At 65.5% G+C, this 17,799-nt stretch carries 21 protein-coding genes and 3 pseudogenes; 13 read left to right on the top strand and 11 right to left on the bottom strand.

The genetic code is table 11. From position 1 onward, the window contains the following. Positions 1 to 49 precede the first annotated feature (49 nt). The 8 genes and pseudogenes from DK389_RS26920 to DK389_RS35795 all read left to right on the top strand — a co-directional run bounded on the left by DK389_RS26920 (position 50) and on the right by DK389_RS35795 (position 7,684). A complete protein-coding gene (locus DK389_RS26920) occupies positions 50 to 457 on the top strand; it encodes a hypothetical protein (protein WP_109894305.1) in 408 nt (135 codons plus the stop codon). Positions 458 to 1,186: 729 nt separating this feature from the next. Beyond that, complete coding sequence (gene wrbA / locus DK389_RS26925) at positions 1,187 to 1,786, top strand: NAD(P)H:quinone oxidoreductase (protein ID WP_109894307.1); 600 nt, start codon at positions 1,187 to 1,189, stop codon at positions 1,784 to 1,786. Positions 1,787 to 2,231: 445 nt separating this feature from the next. Next, positions 2,232 to 2,471 (top strand): annotated as a pseudogene (locus DK389_RS34870) (phosphorylase family protein); the annotation flags it as partial. A gap of 26 nt (positions 2,472 to 2,497) precedes the next feature. Next, positions 2,498 to 3,043, top strand: coding sequence for a 5'-methylthioadenosine/S-adenosylhomocysteine nucleosidase (locus tag DK389_RS34615; RefSeq protein WP_109896870.1), 546 nt, complete (start codon positions 2,498 to 2,500; stop codon positions 3,041 to 3,043). Between the two features lie 722 nt (positions 3,044 to 3,765). Beyond that, the gene (locus DK389_RS26940) at positions 3,766 to 5,082 is read left to right on the top strand and encodes a nucleotide disphospho-sugar-binding domain-containing protein (protein WP_109894311.1); all 1,317 of its coding nucleotides are present in this window, start codon (positions 3,766 to 3,768) and stop codon (positions 5,080 to 5,082) included. 867 nt (positions 5,083 to 5,949) lie between these two features. Continuing rightward, positions 5,950 to 6,690: an SDR family NAD(P)-dependent oxidoreductase gene (locus tag DK389_RS26945; RefSeq protein ID WP_109894313.1), complete on the top strand. Its 741-nt coding sequence runs from the start codon at positions 5,950 to 5,952 to the stop codon at positions 6,688 to 6,690. A gap of 424 nt (positions 6,691 to 7,114) precedes the next feature. After that, a pseudogene (locus tag DK389_RS35790) lies at positions 7,115 to 7,260 on the top strand (IS3 family transposase); the annotation flags it as partial. Between the two features lie 121 nt (positions 7,261 to 7,381). Next, on the top strand, positions 7,382 to 7,684 hold the full coding sequence (locus DK389_RS35795) for a DUF6894 family protein (RefSeq protein WP_418291978.1): 303 nt from the start codon (positions 7,382 to 7,384) through the stop codon (positions 7,682 to 7,684). A 516-nt stretch (positions 7,685 to 8,200) separates the two neighbouring features. Here the strand turns inward: DK389_RS35795 and DK389_RS26955 are convergent. The 8 genes from DK389_RS26955 to DK389_RS26985 form a co-directional block, all read right to left on the bottom strand. Beyond that, positions 8,201 to 8,479, bottom strand: a complete 279-nt coding sequence (locus DK389_RS26955; protein ID WP_109894317.1) for a hypothetical protein — start codon at positions 8,477 to 8,479, stop codon at positions 8,201 to 8,203. A gap of 72 nt (positions 8,480 to 8,551) precedes the next feature. Further along, positions 8,552 to 9,010: a hypothetical protein gene (locus DK389_RS26960; protein ID WP_109894319.1), complete on the bottom strand. Its 459-nt coding sequence runs from the start codon at positions 9,008 to 9,010 to the stop codon at positions 8,552 to 8,554. Beyond that, positions 9,010 to 9,333: a hypothetical protein gene (locus DK389_RS26965; protein WP_109894321.1), complete on the bottom strand. Its 324-nt coding sequence runs from the start codon at positions 9,331 to 9,333 to the stop codon at positions 9,010 to 9,012. Before DK389_RS26965 ends, DK389_RS26960 begins: the two co-directional genes overlap by 1 nt. A gap of 162 nt (positions 9,334 to 9,495) precedes the next feature. After that, on the bottom strand, positions 9,496 to 9,810 hold the full coding sequence (locus DK389_RS26970; RefSeq protein WP_109894323.1) for an HNH endonuclease: 315 nt from the start codon (positions 9,808 to 9,810) through the stop codon (positions 9,496 to 9,498). Continuing rightward, positions 9,798 to 10,061: a hypothetical protein gene (locus tag DK389_RS32990; RefSeq protein ID WP_162560888.1), complete on the bottom strand. Its 264-nt coding sequence runs from the start codon at positions 10,059 to 10,061 to the stop codon at positions 9,798 to 9,800. The genes DK389_RS26970 and DK389_RS32990 overlap by 13 nt, the downstream gene beginning before the upstream one ends. Beyond that, entirely contained in the window at positions 10,058 to 10,702 is a 645-nt protein-coding gene (locus DK389_RS26975; protein WP_109894325.1) for a hypothetical protein, read from the bottom strand. The genes DK389_RS32990 and DK389_RS26975 overlap by 4 nt, the downstream gene beginning before the upstream one ends. A 426-nt stretch (positions 10,703 to 11,128) precedes the next feature. Then, positions 11,129 to 11,554, bottom strand: a complete 426-nt coding sequence (locus tag DK389_RS26980) for a helix-turn-helix domain-containing protein (RefSeq protein ID WP_109894327.1) — start codon at positions 11,552 to 11,554, stop codon at positions 11,129 to 11,131. 3 nt (positions 11,555 to 11,557) lie between these two features. Beyond that, positions 11,558 to 11,752, bottom strand: coding sequence for a hypothetical protein (locus tag DK389_RS26985; protein WP_109894329.1), 195 nt, complete (start codon positions 11,750 to 11,752; stop codon positions 11,558 to 11,560). A gap of 638 nt (positions 11,753 to 12,390) precedes the next feature. On the opposite strand from DK389_RS26985, the gene DK389_RS26990 reads away from it, so the two are divergent. From DK389_RS26990 to DK389_RS27000, 3 genes and pseudogenes are all read left to right on the top strand, one after another. Next, the gene (locus DK389_RS26990) at positions 12,391 to 13,329 is read left to right on the top strand and encodes a pirin family protein (protein WP_109894331.1); all 939 of its coding nucleotides are present in this window, start codon (positions 12,391 to 12,393) and stop codon (positions 13,327 to 13,329) included. Positions 13,330 to 13,430: 101 nt separating this feature from the next. After that, a pseudogene (locus tag DK389_RS26995) lies at positions 13,431 to 15,196 on the top strand (monovalent cation:proton antiporter-2 (CPA2) family protein). Between the two features lie 94 nt (positions 15,197 to 15,290). Beyond that, on the top strand, positions 15,291 to 15,497 hold the full coding sequence (locus tag DK389_RS27000; protein WP_109894333.1) for a hypothetical protein: 207 nt from the start codon (positions 15,291 to 15,293) through the stop codon (positions 15,495 to 15,497). Positions 15,498 to 15,649: 152 nt separating this feature from the next. Here the strand turns inward: DK389_RS27000 and DK389_RS35040 are convergent, their stop codons facing one another. The 3 genes from DK389_RS35040 to DK389_RS27010 form a co-directional block, all read right to left on the bottom strand. After that, positions 15,650 to 15,781: a hypothetical protein gene (locus tag DK389_RS35040; protein ID WP_257791915.1), complete on the bottom strand. Its 132-nt coding sequence runs from the start codon at positions 15,779 to 15,781 to the stop codon at positions 15,650 to 15,652. A 132-nt stretch (positions 15,782 to 15,913) separates the two neighbouring features. Then, a complete protein-coding gene (locus DK389_RS27005; protein WP_109894335.1) occupies positions 15,914 to 16,309 on the bottom strand; it encodes a DUF6481 family protein in 396 nt (131 codons plus the stop codon). Positions 16,310 to 16,377: 68 nt separating this feature from the next. Further along, entirely contained in the window at positions 16,378 to 16,587 is a 210-nt protein-coding gene (locus DK389_RS27010) for a cold-shock protein (RefSeq protein WP_109894337.1), read from the bottom strand. A 449-nt stretch (positions 16,588 to 17,036) separates the two neighbouring features. On the opposite strand from DK389_RS27010, the gene DK389_RS27015 reads away from it, so the two are divergent. Together DK389_RS27015 and DK389_RS27020 are read left to right on the top strand one after the other, a co-directional pair. Beyond that, the gene (locus DK389_RS27015) at positions 17,037 to 17,306 is read left to right on the top strand and encodes a hypothetical protein (RefSeq protein WP_109894339.1); all 270 of its coding nucleotides are present in this window, start codon (positions 17,037 to 17,039) and stop codon (positions 17,304 to 17,306) included. Positions 17,307 to 17,470: 164 nt separating this feature from the next. After that, positions 17,471 to 17,677 carry a hypothetical protein gene (locus tag DK389_RS27020; protein WP_109894341.1) on the top strand — a complete coding sequence of 69 codons (207 nt, stop codon included), beginning with the start codon at positions 17,471 to 17,473 and terminating at the stop codon, positions 17,675 to 17,677. The last annotated feature ends 122 nt before the right edge of the window (positions 17,678 to 17,799 follow it).

A 17,799-nucleotide genomic window follows, 5' to 3' on the forward strand; every position in this document is an offset into this window, starting at 1 on the left:
ACATCTGCACCGCTCTAAAGCAGACCTGCCAATTTTGGGAGGCTGAACCATGCACAAGACATTCGGCAACGTCAGCAACGAGCTTTTCAGGAGCGTCGTGATTGAGACGTTCCGAGCCTGCGCGGCGCGCGGCCGGCCAGCGGTGCGGCAGTTCATCGACGATCTCAGGGCCTACGAGCGCAAAGGCAGCGCCGCCGATGCGGCGGAAGCGATCCCTCCGACGGATGAGTCCGGAGCGCCCTGCAGCCTGTGCCGGATCCGCCTCTGGAACGGATGCGCGTTCGACTGCCTCCTTTCAGACCGCACCCGCAAGGGAGCTCGTCTCCTGCTCGGCCAGCCGTCCCGGATACCCAGCGTCTTCACCCTGGAGATCGGCGAGGGTCCCGAGCAATGCCCGGCTCGGATTGCCTGGCGCAGGCGGAACGAGATCGGAGTCGAGTTCCTCGAAGTCGTCTGAGAAGGGCCCCGACATCATCGCGGCGGAGACGAACTCGGCGCCTCCGTCGGCGCGGATTCGGTCTCTCCCAGCATCAGGCTGAGCATTCCGGCGGGAGCGGACCTCGATCCCACGCTCTCCGGCGATCCGGCTACAACCGCAACGCAATCGCGCCGTTTCGCAGTCACGGCGTAATTCGCACGCTCCAGCCTCTCTCGCGAGCTCGATCGATCACTGGAATGGGTGACGGCGGCTGTGCCTCTCCATGTCACAAGGGACCAGCGCATGAAGGAGCCTCAAAGTTCACCTGCAACCTTCCCTGCATCTTTCTAACCTGAAGGTCGTGGCAGGGAACTCGTCCGCGTCCTGCCGTAATGGACGTTCGGCGGCGGTACGCTGCGGTCCGTCAGCTCGGGAGAGCTGGAGCTGTCGGCCCCTGTTCCACTGTTCCGGGAGCACGTCCGCAGGGCAATGGAGAGACGCGTTGCTCTTGAGAGGACGCCAATCTGAAAAATGGCAGGTCGTGGCTCCTTCCGAGCGACGGCACGCTGTTCCGGGCGTCAGCGAACAACGCGAGGCCGCCAGGGCAGGCCATCGTGCAACGGTGCGTGATCTCGAGCGGATCTATGGTCAAGGCCGTCTCCGGAAATGGATGGTTTCCATCGATGCCGTTTTCGGCAGCCCAACTAGCTCGTAGGTTCCGCACGCCCCACGTCGCCCAGGCGACGCCCACGAGAGGAAGCGACTTCGATGCCCAAGGTCCTGGTCCTGTACTATTCCAGCTACGGCCACATCGAAACGATGGCCAACGCCGTTGCCGAGGGCGCCCGCACCGCCGGCGCCGAGGTTGCAGTCAAGCGGGTTCCGGAGACCGTGCCGGAAGAGGTGGCCCGGAACAGCCATTACAAGCTCGACCAGGCCGCGCCGGTCGCCACCGTCGATGAACTCCCCGAGTACGACGCCATCATCGTCGGGACCGGCACCCGCTACGGTCGCATGACCTCGCAGATGGCGGCCTTCCTTGACTGCACGGGCGGCCTGTGGGCGCGCGGCGCCCTCCAGGGCAAGGTCGGCGCGGCCTTCACCTCCACCGCCACCCAGCACGGCGGCCAAGAGACCACCCTGTTCTCGATCATCACAAACTTGATGCACTTCGGCATGGTAGTTGTCGGCCTGCCGTACTCGTTCCAGGGCCAGATGAAGCTCGACGAGGTGACCGGCGGCGCGCCCTACGGCGCCACGACCATCGCGGGCGGTGACGGATCGCGCCAGCCCAGTGCGACCGACCTCGACGGCGCCCGCTACCTTGGCGGACAGGTCGCCAAGACTGCCGCCAAGCTCACCGCCTGAACGCCCTGCTCCGCGGCCAGGAGCGCCTGCCATGTCCGTCAACGGCATCTCCGGTCGAAGTACAGTGCATGTAGGGGCACGTGGCGCAGGCTTGCCCCAAGGACACGGATCTCTTGTCCCTCGGTCAGCGCTTGCGAGCCGTTCTCATGGTCCAATCTGAGCGGTCTGCTGGCCTCTCGAGTGGGCCTCACCACGATGACAGCAGTATCGTCGCTGGTCCGCTTCGGTCCCGAGCCGGCATGTTGCAAACGAAACGGAAGAGCCGGACCGTGTGACGATCCTGTAATCAGGCCTCGGCAGACCGCTCCGCGATGGTCATGTCGGAGAGATGCCGATGAATTGCGCGAAAGTTGCGGCTGGGATGACGTGCCTTCTCGTGTCGCTGTTCTGCACAGTGACGGGTAACGCCTGCGATGTCGGTGACACGTCACCAAGAACGGTCATCATGACGGCGTTCAACCCCGAATGGCGGGCTCTCCAGGATGCCATTCGGGACCGGCACGACCTGCGCAACGGTGAGACGGAGGTCGCCACGGGAGAGATCGGCGGGAAGAAGATCATCGCCTTAATGAGCGGGATCAGCATGGTGAACGCCGCGATGAAGGCACAGATGGTCATCGATTGCTTCAAGGCCGAGCGGATCATCTTCAGCGGCGTCGCCGGAGGCGCAAATCCTGGCCTTGGCATCGGTGACGTCGTCATTCCTGCACAGTGGAGCGAGTATCTGGAGTCGGTGTATGCCCGGCGCTCAGGTGGGACCTATACGCTTCCTGCATTCCTACCCGCAGCATCGGGCTTGAATTTCGGAATGATGTTCCCCGAAACCGTACAGATCGTCGGCGCCGGGGTGTCTTGGAGAGACGCCAGTGGTTTGCCGTGGACGCGGATCTGCTGGCGGCCGCCAGAACCATAGCCACTTCGACGACCCTACGCGACTGCGATCCCGGGTCGGGCCAGTGCCTCGGAAGGAAGCCACGGATCGTGGTCGGGGGAAATGGCGTGTCCGGCCAAGCGTTCATCGACAATGCGGAGTTTCGGGATTGGACGCGTTCGACGTTCCAGGCCGACGCGATAGACATGGAAAGTGCAGCAGTGGCGCATGTCGCCTACACGAAACATGTCCCTTTCCTGGCGATCCGCAGCCTCTCCGATCTAGCAGGAGGTGATGCCGACGAGAATCGGATGAAAACCTTCCAGAGCCTGGCGGCAAGCAATTCCGTAGCGGTCGTCAGCGCACTGATTAAAGCGCTGCCGTGAACTGCCCATCCGGGGCGATGAGACGGCATCGCACGCACGAGGGCATCGATCTTCATGCGTCAGAGGACGGTCAAGCGTCTGTATCGGCGAGCGCATTCGGTCGGCCCGCCTGAGCATACCCGGGAGCTACCCACGACGATTGGGACCGGGTGCGGCAGTCCAGCGAGCCGCTCCGATGGTGAGAGAGACGACACGGGGCATGACCTCTGCATCCGACGAGCCGGACAATCGCGCGATCTGCTGCAACGGAGCCGCCATCTCCTTCGATAGCCTCCGGGCACTGTGTGTGCCGCAACAAAACCGAGCGTGAGTATATCAACTGCCCAAGCCGCCGAACCGCGTTCCGCGCGGTCCTGCAGGGCTGCCCAAGGCCCGAAGGCAGTTGTCCTGTTCCCCGCGGCTTACGCGAGCCTCTGCGAGGCAGTGTAGATATCAGCTTCGCTGGGCGATGAGCCGAGCTATACTTCGTCCTGGGCACCAAACAGCTTTGCTTCCAGTCAGTCTTCCATTGATACGGCTATATATACGCCTGAATTCAAAGCACGACCGTCGTAGTTACACCTCTGTTTCAGGGTGTCGGGCCGATTGTTGCCATTGCAATGCTGTCGTGCGGTTCCGCAGCCGTGATGTAACGCGCACGCTCCAGCCTCCCTCGCGAGGTCGGCCGGCCGCCGGAATGGGCGACGGCGACCGTACCTCTTCACCTCACGAGGAACGAGCGCATGAAGATCCTCATCGCCTCAACACCGGCTAACGGTCATATTAACCCGCTGCTTGCCATCGGCCGTATGCTCATCGCAGATGGCCACACCGTGGATGTGCTGTCCGGAACATGGTTGCGCGACCGCACCGAGAAAGCCGGAGCACGGTTCCACGCTCTGCCTGGTACTGCGGACATTGACGGGTACGGCATTCTCGCTGCCGTTCCCGAACTGAAGACCGCGAAGCCGGGTCTGGACTACCTTCGGATCGTGATCGAACGGGTCTTCATCGACACGATCCCCGACCAGCATCGCGGGTTGCTCGACCTGCTGCAGGCCACACCTGCCGACATCGTCATCGCCGACGACTGCTTCTTCGGCGTTCTTCCGCTGCTGCTCGGCCCGCGCTCGGCTCGGCCGCCGACACTGCTGTGCGGAACGACGATTCTGCACACTGCACGCGAGGACCGGGCACCTCTCTTCATGGGGGTTCCTCCGGCGACGACGCCGGAGGAACTGGCGGCCTGCGCGAAGATCGCGGAGAACTACGATGCTCATGTAGAGCGGCCCACCGCCCAACATCTCCGCCGCCTGCTCGACCAGATAGGAGTCGGTCCGCTCTCGATGCCGCTCTTCGAGTCCGTCGTGCACCTCGCCGACACCTACCTGCAACTCTCGGTGCCAGGCTTTGAGTTCCCCCGCGCATTCCCGCCCTCCGTACGGTTCGTCGGCGCCCTGCCGATCGTGCCCGACCAAGCTCCGCTTCCGCCTTGGGCACATGAGCTCGATGGATCCCGCAAGGTGGTACTCGTCACGCAGGGCACGGTCGCCAACCACGATCTCGATCTCCTGATCGGCCCGACGCTCGCGGCTCTGGCCGACGAGGACGACGTTCTGGTCGTGGCCACGATGGGCGGCCGGCCCGTCGAGGCGCTGAAGGGGCCGATCCCGGGGAACGCCCGCCTCGCGGCGTACCTGCCCTTCGAGTGGCTGCTGCCCCGGGCCGACGCGATGGTCACCAACGGCGGCTACGGCAGCGTCAATCAGGCCCTAAGCCGTGGCGTGCCGCTCGTGGCCGCCGGCCTGACCGAGGACAAGGCCGACGTGAACGCGCGCATTGCGTGGTCGGGCGCCGGCATTGACCTCAGGACGAACACGCCGGAGCCCGAAGCGATCCGAGGCGCAGTTCGGGCCGTTCTCGACGAGCCAGAGCATCGCAGGGCCGCACGGCGGCTGGGCGCAGAGTTCGCCACCTACGACACGCAGGCCGAGATCCTCGGGATCGTCCGCTCCTACGAGCTGGCAGAGCGCGGCGGCCGGCGTACTGCCGCGGCCTGAACGCGGAACGAGCCCGCCGCGGGCGTCCCGGATCCTGTCGACGCTCCTCGCCATAGGGGCGGCACGCCCCGCAGAGCGGTCGAAGGTCCGGGACTACTTCCCATGCGCGGCAAGCCCGCAGGAACATGGTGCGTGGCACGCCAAAACAGCGCAGTCCCGCCACGGGCTGAGATCGCCCTGCACCGGGGCTCGTTCCGGGCCGCCTAAGTTAGTGCTGAGGCCGCGCTCTGCCTTCCTGCACTGTCTCGCTAGATGGGCGGACGGAGTGCACTCGGCCGTTCGCCGAGACGTATTCGTCGACGCTGCTCCAGGAGCGCCGCTGATCGTCCGCGCGAGCTGCCACAACAGCAGTGTTGCTGCTTCGAGCGGATCGCGAACTTCAGAAACCGGCGGGAAATACACGCTCTTTGGCGGAAAGCAGATGACCCACTTGGTTGCGTGCGGCGGGCGGCAGATCCAATATTTCCTCCGTAGCAACCCCCTAACTTTGGCGGATCCTTTATCAAAGCAACCACTGAATTGTCATCGCCACGCGGCAATCCGAGAGGATCAACCGATGAGTACACTCGTGACCAGGGACTGGACGGGAATATTCCATGCGGATCGAAGTCCGGGCGAAGCACAGCCGACGGCCTTCGGCCACGGCTGCCTGATCGGCGCCGACGCCCGGGGCGACCGGATGCTCTCCGAGCGTGCAGCACGAGTTTGGAATCGGGGCCGCCAAAAAGGCTCTGAAGATCGGAGAAACTGACAGATCACCCGCAGTCCTCGCGAATTCTTGCCGGTGAAATCCAACATCTGAATTTCAAAGCCGGGCCAAAATAATTGGCTGTAACTAACATGCATCTACCCAATGGGAGTAGTTCGATGTCAAGCCTTAGCGGTCGTGTGGCTCTCGTCACAGGCGGATCCAGAGGCATTGGCGCAGCGATCGCCAAGCGCCTGGGGCAGGAAGGAGCGTCCGTCGCGATCACTTATGCATCCTCGAAAGAGAAGGCAGAGTCCGTCGCACGCAGTATCGAGGCCTTCGGAGTTCGGGCGGTGACGATCCAGGCAGATGCCCGCGCTCCTGATGCCGTCCGCCGGGCGGTTCGGACTACTGCGGAGAAGCTCGGGTCGCTGGACATCCTGGTCAACAACGCCGGCATCGGCAGGAACGGCACCATCCAGGACTGGAGTGTCGACGATTTCGATATGATGCTGAACATCAACATCCGCGCCGTCTTCGTGGCCAGCCAAGAGGCTGTGCGATTCATGAAGCCGGGCGGACGCATCATCAATATCGGCAGCATCGGCAGCGAGTACATGCCGATCGAGGGCGGAAGCGTCTACGCGGCCACGAAGGGAGCCATCGCCGGCCTGACGAGAGGCTGGGCAAGGGATCTCGGTCCTGCGGGCATCACGGTCAACAATGTCCAGCCGGGGCGCATCGACACCGACATGACCCCGGCCGACGGTCCCTTGGCGAGCCGGATCCGTGGATCCATCGCACTTCAGCGGTATGGTTGCCCAGAGGAAGTAGCCGGGTTGGTGGCATTTCTGGCTGGGCCAGAAGGCTCCTTCATCACAGGGGCCAATCTGCGCGTCGATGGGGGCGCTTCTGTCTGAAGTCCCACGCCTAGCACGCACCGTTGCAGGTGGCCCGCCCTCACGTTCAGAGCAAAAGCCGAGGCGAAGGCCAGAATATTCTTGTTGTACTCGTGTAAGGAGAACATGCGATGGATATTGACGCCTATAAACTTTCCGCATGCGAAATGGTTGGCTCGCGAATCGGAGCATAAATATTTGACATGGCATGGTTATGCTTCATGGATGCCAGAATCGGCGGCCTTTTGATCACGGTGGCGGCTGCGTTGGTCTCTTCCCATTTAAGCGGAGCGCTCCTGTCGGCAACCGCCTTTGCCAGGAGCGCCTTCTCTGGCGGTAGCAGCTGGGGGCGCTCGCCCACGCATCCCTGATCGACCAGACTTAGATGTTCGGTCCCTCCATGCGGCGTCAGTCGTACCACCACACAGCGGGACCGAACATCTAGGTCAGACAGGCTGAACGCGACGGCGGCGTACGAGCCGGGCCGACGACCGATGAGCGCGAGCGGATCAAGGCGTTGGAGCGGGAGACCCACGAGCTTTGGCCCGAGCCAACGAGATCCTGAGTGTCAAGCACGGATATAGTCGACCCTGAGAGTCATTGTTCGAGCGCCGGTCGAGGCGATCCTCACACCCTCGGATCGACTAGACGGTGCGGGATCCTGATCTCCGACCCGCGCCGTCGAACCCTACTCTCTGTGTAGGTTGGTTCTGTGCCGCGCCACTTCTTCGACGTCCACATCGACCGCAAAGTGACCCGGGACGATACCGGCACAGAGTTCGCCACCCTCGAAGAGGTCCGGAAGGCGGCTCAGCGGCTTCTGCCAGATGTTGCGCACGATGAGATCCCGGAGGACGGCGACCGGCAAGCTGAGCTGCTGGAAGGTCCGCTTCGGAGCATTGGCCTAGATCAACTGTATGTCTGGGATGGGCGGATTGTGTTGAAAAACTCCGCGGCGCGGTCGAAGTCCTCTATAGCTAGTATTTGTCGCCCGATACGACCCCAGGTGTTGTAGGTTGATGTCCTCGAAAGAGGGGCAAACGGAGTTTTTCAACACAATCGGCGCAAAGCGGCAGGTCCGCTTATTGGCCGAGAGCAACTTATGGACGTGGTGGTCGCGCCCCAGGACTTGGATCGGGGGGCGGCTCGGGCAGGCGGCGAGCCTGCGCTTCCCGAGCTTCGACCAGCGCACGACCTCCGAGTTCAGTGGCACGATCATCCAGCCGCGGTCGATGTCAGCGCGGATTTGCGCACGGGCACCTACTACCTCGTGCGCTCAAGAGGCCGGCGCAGAAACTCGCCCGCCTCGACGAGGCGAAGTTGAGGCCGGGTGTGCCCGCCGAAGCTTTTCTGCAGAACGGTGGATGGGACGGTGGTGCCCCCTCACCAACTTGCTATTGTATTGTATTATCTATGATTTCGATAGAAATTATCGGTTCTATAAGGCGACTTCAGCAGTTCGTATTGTGCCGATTATTATAAGGCAGCGCTGGGCGATGGCGCTGACCACCCTCTGAATCATCGGAAATTTTCAATCTGCCTTCTGTCGTGCCACGAGCTTGTCCGTTGCATCGGTGCAAACGAAATCAACTGCACTCGCAACACGCTGAGCATCCTGTAGAGCGATGATCAATTCGCCAAGGCGCTGCAGCGGGATACGTAGACCTTTGGCTGTTTCCACCATTGCACCCCGCCCGTTCGTAGTAGCAATGCGGAGATCGCAGCCAATCTCTCCGCGCTTCTCGCGCAAGATGACGCAGATGCTCTCACGAGCATTCTTGCGCACCTCACCAATAATGTAATCAGGCATGCCGTTCAGCCGAATGTTAAGTAAATTTAGCAGTGTTTCGTTGCGGATGTTCGAACCTTAAGGCGGGCGTACTTATGAACTGCCACCACCACCTCGCGACCCGTTCTGCTCATGCAGGTCCGGCTGCCGGTCGCCCTGCATGATCTTGATTGCCAGTCGAGCCTCGCGCTCGAGTGCATCTCTGCTAAATGTATCGAGTAGAGACGTGTAGCGGTTGGGATTTATCCAATAGAGCGAGTCTAATCCCACGACTATCGCGCGGAGCTTGTCGATGTTGATGTTTGGGCGGGCAACTCGGCCCTCAGCTGCTAGCTGCCATGCGGCTTCGCAACGAGCCGCCGCGAAGAGGCGTGCCTCCGGCGGGTTCTTCGCCTGAGAGGCATACGCGACTAAGGCAGTGGGATCGCTGATCCCGTAGACTGCATCGATCGCCGGCTTCACGACGGCCTCGATCCGCTCGGCCGGCTGGAAGTCGTGGATGCCGACGCCGCGATAAATGGCAACCTTCGGAATGGGGCCTGTGCGTTCCATCAGTTGGGCACCCCTCGCTGTGCCATCAGTGCCAGCGCGCGGCGGCTCATCTCGTCCTCTTCCGGCACTTCGCCGGGGTCGACGAGCACCGCCGGCAGCCCGGCATTCGCCGCCATCAGCGCCTTGCAGGCGGCGACCCGCGCCGTGGCGGGCGCATCCCTGTCGACGGCGATGCCTGCCAGGATGCGCTTCGGGTCAATAAGGGTCGAATCGACGCCAGCGGCGCGGATGGCGCGGCGCAGGGCCTCATCGCGGGTCGGCCGACCGCGGCGCGCCTTCGCCTCTGGCTTTTCGGCCGGCTTCTTCGATTTCTTCGTCGTCATGGGATCACCTAAGAAAGTGCTGCACTTGCAGATAATTAGCACAGAGCCGGTGGCGGACCGGATGCCTCGCCTGGGAATATTTCTCCGCGCGCGGGAATTGCGCGCGTGGAACCCTGTGCGATGCGGCCCCCTTCGACCTGCAGACTTTCGACCCTCCCCCGGTCATCGCAGGCCATGCCTCCGAGCCCGGGCGTCGGCGGTCTTCGTGGTGTGGCAGGAGCCGCAGCGAAGGCGCACGTTGGCCTCGTCGAGCGGTGCACCGCCGTCGCTGATCTCCTCGACGTGGTCACAATAGATCCGCGTGCCGGTCCGCCCGCAGTCCTCGCACTTCCGGCCCCGCTCCCGCAGCAGCCGATCCCGCAGCGCCCGCCACTCCGGGGTGCTGTAGAACGCCTGCCCAGGCTCGGTGCCGCGCGTAACCTTGAGGCGGGTGCTGATGGTGTTGAGCCGCGGCCGCAGCATCGTCAGGCGTGCCATGGTGTTTCTCCTGTCGCGAGCTTGGCGCTGGTGGCCGAAGGCGCTTCGCGCCAGTGCGTCGGTACCCATCCCCGCGGCAGGCGCCGCCAGTACGGCGCTGGGTGCCGAACGCTGCCGCCCTCGCACCACTTGCACCCGGCGAAGGTCTCGACGCGCATTCGCTCGGTGCTCGCGATCCAGCGCTCGGCCCGGATCTCGATGAGCCGGTCGCGGGGCGCCGTGGCGATTGGCTGCCAAGAGGTTGCTGTCACGGCAGCCGCTCCACCGTGCCACCACCAGTCGCGGCAGATTCGGTTAGGTCGGCCAGCCATCGCTCTGCCTGCCGTCGGTCGGCTAAGGCCTGTGCGACGCGCCTGCGCTGATCCCGATAGCGTGCGAGAGTCTCACGGCAGGCCGCGACGATCTCGGAGATTTCTGGGAAGTACGTGCTCTCGCGCCTGAGCTTCTCGCACGCAGCGGCAACCACCGTTGGTGGGAAGCCCAGATCCACGAGGTCGAAGATCGCGGCCTCGACGAAGATCGGAAGATTGTGAGGCAGCCTCATCCGGCTGTCGATCAGAGCGGCCAGGCTGGCCTCGACAGCGCCTTCGTCGGGCTCGGCACTCAAAGCACGATCGAGGGCTTCGCTGATCGCCTCAAGCGCGTGCACGCTCGCCGCGCCGGCCAGCATCACCTCCAGAGCTTCGCGATGGGTGGCGATCAAAGACGACCGCAGTGCCGACGGATCTCTGGGGTCGATTGCTCGCAGCGTCGGGAGGTAGGTCCTGGCAACCGATCTACCGTGCTCGCGCAGCAGCCGCTCGACCCTGAGCAGGTTGTTCGGATCGGCTGGCGCTACGGTGCGCCGCTCGAACGGCACGACCGTGTTGGATGGCGGGTCGCGATCAGCCATGGCCCATCCTCCTGGCCCGGCGTTCCATCATGTAGGCCGCGGCGCTGTTGGGGTTGACGTCGGATCGGTGCTGCCGGGCAGCGCTGCCGCTAGCGGAATCCCGATGTCGGATCAGTTCGTCGGACCAGCGGCCGCCGTTCAGCCATGTGGTCGGGCTTTTCGTGTACTTCGGATCCTCTCCAGCCCGGGCCGCGGCATACCGGCAGGCTCCGGCAATCAGCTCCTCAGGCGTGGCGGTTCGATTCTTGAGAACCCTATCGAACGCCTTCCGGGCAGCGATCTTCCCATCGCGCAGTGGGTAGGCCTGCCACCACTCGTCGAAGAGTGAGGGGGAAGGGGGAGACTCTTCCCGGTTTCCTTTCCCGGTAATATTCCCGGATTCAGGTGCACCACCGTGCACCGTCGACGGTGCACCACCGTGCACTCTTACCCCTCATCTCGTGCACTGTTACCGTCTTGCAACAGTGCATCGTCGTGCACCGTCAACGGTGCATCTTCATGCACTCTTGAGGGTGCACCGTCGTGCACCGTTGGATCGTTCGACGCTGTCCGGGAGAAGTCGATCTGGAATGCGTTCGTGGCGTAGCGATTTGCGGCGGCGGCTCCGCCTTTCACGCGCTCGACCGCGATCCAGCCAGCCTGCTCCAGCTCTTGGATCGCGTAGATGATGGCGCGACGCTTCAGACCCGTCCCGTCAGCGAGCGCCTGATACGATGGACAGCACCGGCCGGTCTGACTGTTGAAGAAGTCAAGCAGCCGCGCAGCCACGACCTTCGCGCTCGCCGACAGATCGGGCGATGCGATGATCACCTGAAGCAGGTTCCACTTCTGCAGAAGCGAGACGGCCGCCATGGCTCAGGCCGCCTCGAACAGATAGTCGTCTTCGAAGATCTCAACCGCGATGTAGTATCCGCGTAAGACTTCGGCATGCGAAGCTTCCGGCCAGATCTTCATGGCCCAGGCGGCCGCTGCCCATGGCCCGAGGCCAGGGACGCGGTTGGTCTCGATCAGGATCTGCGCGATGACGGCGGAGAGGTCGCGGCGGATCATGCCCGGCCTCCCTGCAGGAAGGCGCGAGCCTCTGTGCGGCCGGCAAACACGCCGCAGACCATGCCCTCGCGGTCGATCAGCGCCACAAGGCGGCTTGCCACCGAGCCTACCGACCGCTTATCGTCGCCACGAGCTTTCCCCCGATTGCTCACCTTTTCAGCGCCGTTGCGGGCCCCTACTCCCGCGACGGCGTTTTCATTTTCAGCGGTGCGCAACGGGCTGTTTCTGGTCGGGTTTCCCGTTCTAACCCTTTGATATCGCATAGCCGCCTTTCTCCTCAGTCGGAGAAAAAGCGTAGGTTTCTCAATGCTTAGGCGAGGACTCTGACTCCTCTAGTCCTGGTTCGAATCCAGGTCCCCCAGCCACTATCTTTTGAAACACTTAGCCTGATCCGATGAACCCGCTTCGGCGGGTTTTTCTATGTTGCCGGTTGGAGGCGGCTTCGTCTCGCTGTGCCGGTCGCCCGTCGCGTGACCCGTTGAGCGAGCCTCGAATCCGGAAACGATGCGTTTCGTCCGTTTCCGTTTCCAACCCGGCTCGGCTGCTGCAATCTCCCCCTGGTTGAGGCGCCGATCCGAGGGCGCCTCGGATCGGCGGACCGGCAGCGCTTCGTGCCGCGTGGGGAGGGAGTGAGAACCATGAGCTGGCACAGCGCGGACGACCCGGTCCCGGGCGATCGATTCTCCTGCGACGCCATCCGCACCCTGATCGTCCCGCGCTCGCGGGATCTCGGCTCGTTCGCCGTGCGGCGCGCCCTGCCCTCGACCGCGTGCCGGATGGTCGGGCCGTTCGTCTTCTTCGACCAGATGGGCCCGTCCGAGTTCCTGCTCGGCGAGGGCATGGATGTCCGCCCGCATCCGCATATCGGCCTGTCCACTGTCACCTACCTGTTCGACGGGGAGATCATGCACCGGGACAGCCTCGGCACGGAGCTGCCGATCCGTCCGGGCGAGCTGAACTGGATGACGGCCGGCCGCGGCATCACGCACTCGGAGCGGACGGGCTCGGAGCTCCGGCGGACCGGCTCGAAGCTATTCGGCATCCAGAGCTGGGTCGCCCTCAGCGCGCGGGACGAGGAGACCGCCCCGTCCTTCGAGCATTACGAGGCGTCGGCCCTGCCGATCCTCGCGGGCGAGGGCAAGACCGTGCGGCTGATCGCGGGCGAGGCCTTCGGGGCGCGCTCGCCCGTGCGCACCTCAAGCCCGATGGTCTACGCCGACGTGATGCTCAAGGCCGGCGCGGTCCTGCCCCTCGATCCGACCTACGACGAGCGCGCGATCTACACGGTCGCCGGCGCGATCGAGATCGCGGGCGACGGCTTCGGGCCCGGGCAGTTGCTGGTCTTCCGCCCGGGCGACCGCATCAGCGTGCGCGCGACGCGGGACGCCCGCTTCATGGTGCTGGGCGGCGAGCCGATGGACGGACCGCGCCATCTCTGGTGGAACTTCGTCTCCTCGCGGCCCGAGCGGATCGAGCAGGCGAAGGAGGATTGGCGCCAGGCCCGCTTCGACAGCGTGCCGGGCGATGCCGAGTTCATCCCCCTGCCCGAAGACCCGCCGCCCGTCCGCTATCCCTGAGCGCGATCCGCGACGGTCGACAGGCCGGCCCGCGCCGTCGGCCCGGCCCCCATCTCTGCGCCCCACGGCAGCGTCCCCTTCCAGCGAGGTTCGATCATCCCATGGCCGTCGAAGCGTCCGGAGCGGCGAGCGAACTCGTCCAAGTCGTCGCCCTCCTCGCCGCGGGCGTCGTGGCGGTGCCGCTGTTCAAGCGGCTCGGCCTCGGTTCGGTTCTCGGCTACCTCGTGGCCGGGCTCGCGATCGGGCCGTTCGGCCTCGGCCTGTTCACGGATCCCCACGCGATCCTGCATGTCGCCGAACTCGGCGTCGTGATGTTCCTGTTCATCATCGGGCTGGAGATGGAGCCGTCCCGGCTCTGGGGCATGCGGCGCGAGATCTTCGGGCTCGGCCTCGCCCAGGTCGGTGCCTGCATCGGGGCCCTGACGCTGGTAGGCATCGCGCTCGGCTCCTCCGCCACCGTCGCCTTCGTGGCCGGCACCGGCTTCGTGCTGACCTCGACCGCGATCGTCATGCAACTCCTGGAGGAGCGCGGGTCGCTCTCGACCCCGAAGGGCCAGCGCATCGTCGCGATCCTGCTCCTGGAGGATCTCGCCATCGTCCCGCTTCTCGCGGTCGTCGCGCTCCTGGCACCCGGGGAGCCGAGACGAGTGGCACCGAGCGCGCCGTCGCCATCGCGATCGCGATCGGATCCGTCGTGGCGCTGGTGGCGGCCGGCCGCTGGCTGCTCAATCCCCTGTTCCGGCTGCTCGCCGCCGCGAAGGCGCGCGAGGTGATGACCGCGGCGGCGCTGCTGGTGGTGCTCGGCTCGGCGCTCGCCATGCAGCTCGGCGGCCTGTCCATGGCCATGGGCGCCTTCCTGGCGGGCGTCCTGCTCTCGGAATCGAGCTTCCGCCATCAGCTCGAGGCCGACGTCGAGCCCTTCCGCGGCATCCTGCTCGGCCTGTTCTTCCTCGGCGTCGGGATGTCCCTCGATCTCGCGGTGATCGGCGCGAACTGGGCCCTGATCCTGGCGAGCGTCGCCGCCTGCATGGTCGCGAAGAGCCTCGTCATCTACGGGGTGGCCCGAGTCCTGAGGGCCTCGCATCCCGAGGCGATGGAGCGCGCGGCCCTGATGGCTCAGGGCGGCGAGTTCGCCTTCGTGCTCTACGCCGCCGCGACGAGCGCCGGGATCATCGACGGCACGACCAACGCGATCCTGACGGCGACCGTCATCCTGTCGATGGCCATGACGCCCCTGATGGTGATCGCCTTCGACCGGTTCGGGCCGAGACCGTCCGTCTCGACGGAGGGCCTCGAGGTCCCGGAGAACCTGGTCGGCAGCGCGCTGATCATCGGGTTTGGCCGCTTCGGGCAGATCGTCAGCCAGCCGCTGATCTCACGCGGGTGCTCGGTCTCGATCATCGACACCAACGCCGAGAACATCCGCCTCGCGGAGGGGTTCGGCTTCAAGGTCTATTACGGGGACGGCGCCCGGCTCGACATCCTGCATGCGGCGGGCGCCGCAACGGCGCGCGCGATCCTGATCTGCGTCGACGATCCTGAGACGGCCAAGCGCATCGCCGAGATCGCGCGGGCAGAGTTCCCGCTCGTGCCCGTCCTCGCCCGCGCCCGGGATCGGGAGCACGCGGTCGCGCTGATCCGGGCGGGCGTCGCCTATCAGATCCGCGAGACGGTCGAGTCGGCGCTCGCCTTCGGCGAGCAGGCGCTGCTGACGATCGGGGACGATCCGGAGGCGGCCGGCGACGTCATGGACGAGGTTCGCCGCCGTGACGCGGAGCGCCTCGACCTGGAGATGGTCGGCGGCCTCTACGCGGGGCGCGCGCTGATTCGGGGCAACGCGGCCGATGCGGCGCGCGAGGTCGGGTGAACCTGACGCGGGGACGGGCCATCGTCCTTGACCATCGCGCACGCGCGTCCGAATGACGGTAGCCGCTGCGGCCTGGGCGTGGCATAGCCCGTTCATGACCGAAGACGTGCCGCACCCCTACTCGATCGAAGTCTCGCCTCTCGCGAAGCCCGAGGGGCATTTCGGCTGGGCGATCCGCCGGAACGGGAAGCTGACGGAGCGGTCGGACCGCCCCTACCTGACGGAACGGAAGGCCTGGGAGGCCGCTGCCGCGGCGGTGGAGCGCGACCTGAAGCCGGGCGCGGACGCGCGCCGACGCTGAGGAACGCCGATCCCGGCGTCGCCCGCCGGCCGAGCCGCACGTGACCGTCCGGGGGTCGGAGACGCCCCGGGCGCGCCTGTCCTGCCCGCGCGCTCCCCTCGCCCCGACCTCGCGGCCGCGGTCTCGAAGGGCGACGACTTGCTTGCGGGCACCTACTTCCGGCCGGCCGATCTGACGGCGGCGCTGACCATGTCCTTCGTGGACGGTGCGGCCGCGATCGACTTCGGCACCGGCTTCTTCGGCTTCTTCGCTTCGCGGTTTCCGCGCTTCTTTTCCGAGGCCATGACGAACCTCCTCCAGTCGCGCGGGGATCATCGCACGATTCGAGGGGGTCAGGTCATGCAAAGTGCGGTCGTGCCGGCGGCGAGAGCCCGCAGGGAAGCGGTGCCCGTCGTCCGGGCTCCGCGCAGAGCGGCCTACCGCCGTGCTCTGGCCTTGCGGGCCGCGAAGCGCGCATCGCGTGCCGCCTTCTGCTCGGCGGCGAGCGCGGCCTGACGCTCCGCCTTCTCGGCGGCCTGGCGGGCGAGCTCCGCCTCCTGCCGCTCCAACTCGGCCAACGCCTCGGCCTCCCGCTGCGCCTCGGCGGCCAAGCGGGCCATCGCGCGCTCGGTCTCCCGGATCTCGCGGGCCTGGATGATCGCGCGTCGCGCGGATTGCCGGGCGAGTACCACCGGGTCGTCGGCGCCGGGCCGTGCCCGGAACCGCGCGACCGTGGCTTGGCGCGCCTTCGCGGCGGATTCCAGACGATCGGCGAGGTGATTGGCTTTGAATTGACCCACGAAAACTCCCTGAGGCCCGCCGCAGCCGGGCATCGATGCGAGAAACGGAAGAAGCCGCCCCAGGGGGAGCGGCTTCGCAGCGTGTCGAGACGGTGTTCGGCTCAGGCGGCCTTCAGGTTGCCGGCCGATTGCTTGCCCGAGCGACGGTCCGTCTCCATCTCGTAGGAGACCTTCTGACCCTCAACGAGGGTGCGCATGCCCGAGCGCTCGACCGCCGAGATGTGGACGAACACGTCCTTGCCGCCGTCATCGGGCTGGATGAAACCGAAGCCCTTGGTTTCGTTGAACCACTTCACGGTTCCTGTGCTCATGGGTCGCTCCGTGTCTTTGTAGGTCGGTCAATCAGGCGAACGCGCAGAAGGCACGCTCGGCCACGCGTCGTCGAAATGTGGGAGAGATGCAGAGCGCGCGCCCAGCGGGCGAGACGGCCGGATATCTGGCCATAGATCGATGCGGGATTTCTACGGCATCCCGGCGATACTTACAAGCGTGAGCGGAACGCCCTGAAAAGCTACTTGAAATCAGGGCGTAAGCGGGAATTCCGGCGTGCGGCCCAGGTCGTTTCGTGCGGACCCATTGCGGACGGGCCTCCCGCGCACCATATCCCGGCGACGCTGGTCGCAACGTCTCGCGTTGCTCGATCGGCGACGGCCACGGTGCTGGGATGGGGTGACGCCGGATGTACGCGCGCTCCGCCTGCCATCAGTGGCCGTTCGTGTTTCCAGAGCGGTGGTCCAGCCACTGCAGGCTCCCGAGAATCATGGCCAAGCGCATCAAGTCCAAGCCGCTCGAGCGCGGCTCCGTGCTGTTCGACGTCGTCTACGAGGACGGCTCGCAGGCCTCCAATCGACGCGTTCCCGTCGAGATGCTCGGCGGATTGGACGGGGACGCGCCGGCCCGCGAGATGATCGCCGCCCAGGACGAGGCGATCGCCCAGAAGTCGGGTCGGCCGCAGCGGTCGATCCGCAGCGTGACCCGGTCCCCCGCGCCGGAGACCAAGCTCGCGCGGGATCAGCACGGAAGCTCGTGACCATGGTCTCGGAGAGCGCTTCCGCGGCCCATCGGGACCGGCAATCCGTGCGTCTTCGCGGGCGAGAGACCGCGCGATGCGGGAGCATGAGATCGCGTTCGCGTCAGGCGGATCAGACCCATTCCGATCGGGTGCCCCCGCACCCGGCGAAGCAGGAGGCTCACGTGGCCCACGACAACAGAACCGGCAACGCGCGCTCGATCTCGATGAGCGACTTCAACGCACGGGCCAAACGCATCGCCGAGCAGACGGGGGTGGTCGAGAAGCCGGAGAAGGCCTCCTTCAGCAAGCCGCGCCGGAGCCTGGTGCGCTCGGAGCCGCAACAGGCCGCCGCCCAGCCCGCACCCAGCGAGGATGGTGAAGCCGCCTAGGGGTTCTCACGAACCTCGGGGAACCGGTGCCGCATCGTTCGCGCGGCGGCTTGGCCCCCGCGCGACGGGCGTCGTCGTCAAGGGCCCGAAACGCCGGGCGCCGCGCAGGATGCGGCGCCGGG

It is taken from the genome of Methylobacterium durans (assembly GCF_003173715.1).
Classification (GTDB): Bacteria; Pseudomonadota; Alphaproteobacteria; order Rhizobiales; family Beijerinckiaceae; genus Methylobacterium; species Methylobacterium durans.

What these genes read in the sequence shown, in the direction of transcription:
- DK389_RS26985 (WP_109894329.1), bottom strand. Translation starts at nt 11,752, where the DNA reads ATGATCCGCCGCGACCTCTCCGCCGTCATCGCGCAGATCCTGATCGAG.
- DK389_RS27000 (WP_109894333.1), top strand. Translation starts at nt 15,291, where the DNA reads ATGACCGAAGACGTGCCGCACCCCTACTCGATCGAAGTCTCGCCTCTC.
- DK389_RS26980 (WP_109894327.1), bottom strand. Translation starts at nt 11,554, where the DNA reads ATGGCGGCCGTCTCGCTTCTGCAGAAGTGGAACCTGCTTCAGGTGATC.
- DK389_RS26920 (WP_109894305.1), top strand. Translation starts at nt 50, where the DNA reads ATGCACAAGACATTCGGCAACGTCAGCAACGAGCTTTTCAGGAGCGTC.
- wrbA (WP_109894307.1), top strand. Translation starts at nt 1,187, where the DNA reads ATGCCCAAGGTCCTGGTCCTGTACTATTCCAGCTACGGCCACATCGAA.
- DK389_RS35040 (WP_257791915.1), bottom strand. Translation starts at nt 15,781, where the DNA reads ATGGCCTCGGAAAAGAAGCGCGGAAACCGCGAAGCGAAGAAGCCGAAG.
- DK389_RS27015 (WP_109894339.1), top strand. Translation starts at nt 17,037, where the DNA reads ATGGCCAAGCGCATCAAGTCCAAGCCGCTCGAGCGCGGCTCCGTGCTG.
- DK389_RS27010 (WP_109894337.1), bottom strand. Translation starts at nt 16,587, where the DNA reads ATGAGCACAGGAACCGTGAAGTGGTTCAACGAAACCAAGGGCTTCGGT.
- DK389_RS26975 (WP_109894325.1), bottom strand. Translation starts at nt 10,702, where the DNA reads ATGGCTGATCGCGACCCGCCATCCAACACGGTCGTGCCGTTCGAGCGG.
- DK389_RS26965 (WP_109894321.1), bottom strand. Translation starts at nt 9,333, where the DNA reads ATGACGACGAAGAAATCGAAGAAGCCGGCCGAAAAGCCAGAGGCGAAG.
- DK389_RS26945 (WP_109894313.1), top strand. Translation starts at nt 5,950, where the DNA reads ATGTCAAGCCTTAGCGGTCGTGTGGCTCTCGTCACAGGCGGATCCAGA.
- DK389_RS26970 (WP_109894323.1), bottom strand. Translation starts at nt 9,810, where the DNA reads ATGGCACGCCTGACGATGCTGCGGCCGCGGCTCAACACCATCAGCACC.
- DK389_RS26990 (WP_109894331.1), top strand. Translation starts at nt 12,391, where the DNA reads ATGAGCTGGCACAGCGCGGACGACCCGGTCCCGGGCGATCGATTCTCC.
- DK389_RS26960 (WP_109894319.1), bottom strand. Translation starts at nt 9,010, where the DNA reads ATGGAACGCACAGGCCCCATTCCGAAGGTTGCCATTTATCGCGGCGTC.
- DK389_RS26940 (WP_109894311.1), top strand. Translation starts at nt 3,766, where the DNA reads ATGAAGATCCTCATCGCCTCAACACCGGCTAACGGTCATATTAACCCG.
- DK389_RS26955 (WP_109894317.1), bottom strand. Translation starts at nt 8,479, where the DNA reads ATGCCTGATTACATTATTGGTGAGGTGCGCAAGAATGCTCGTGAGAGC.
- DK389_RS27005 (WP_109894335.1), bottom strand. Translation starts at nt 16,309, where the DNA reads ATGCCCGGCTGCGGCGGGCCTCAGGGAGTTTTCGTGGGTCAATTCAAA.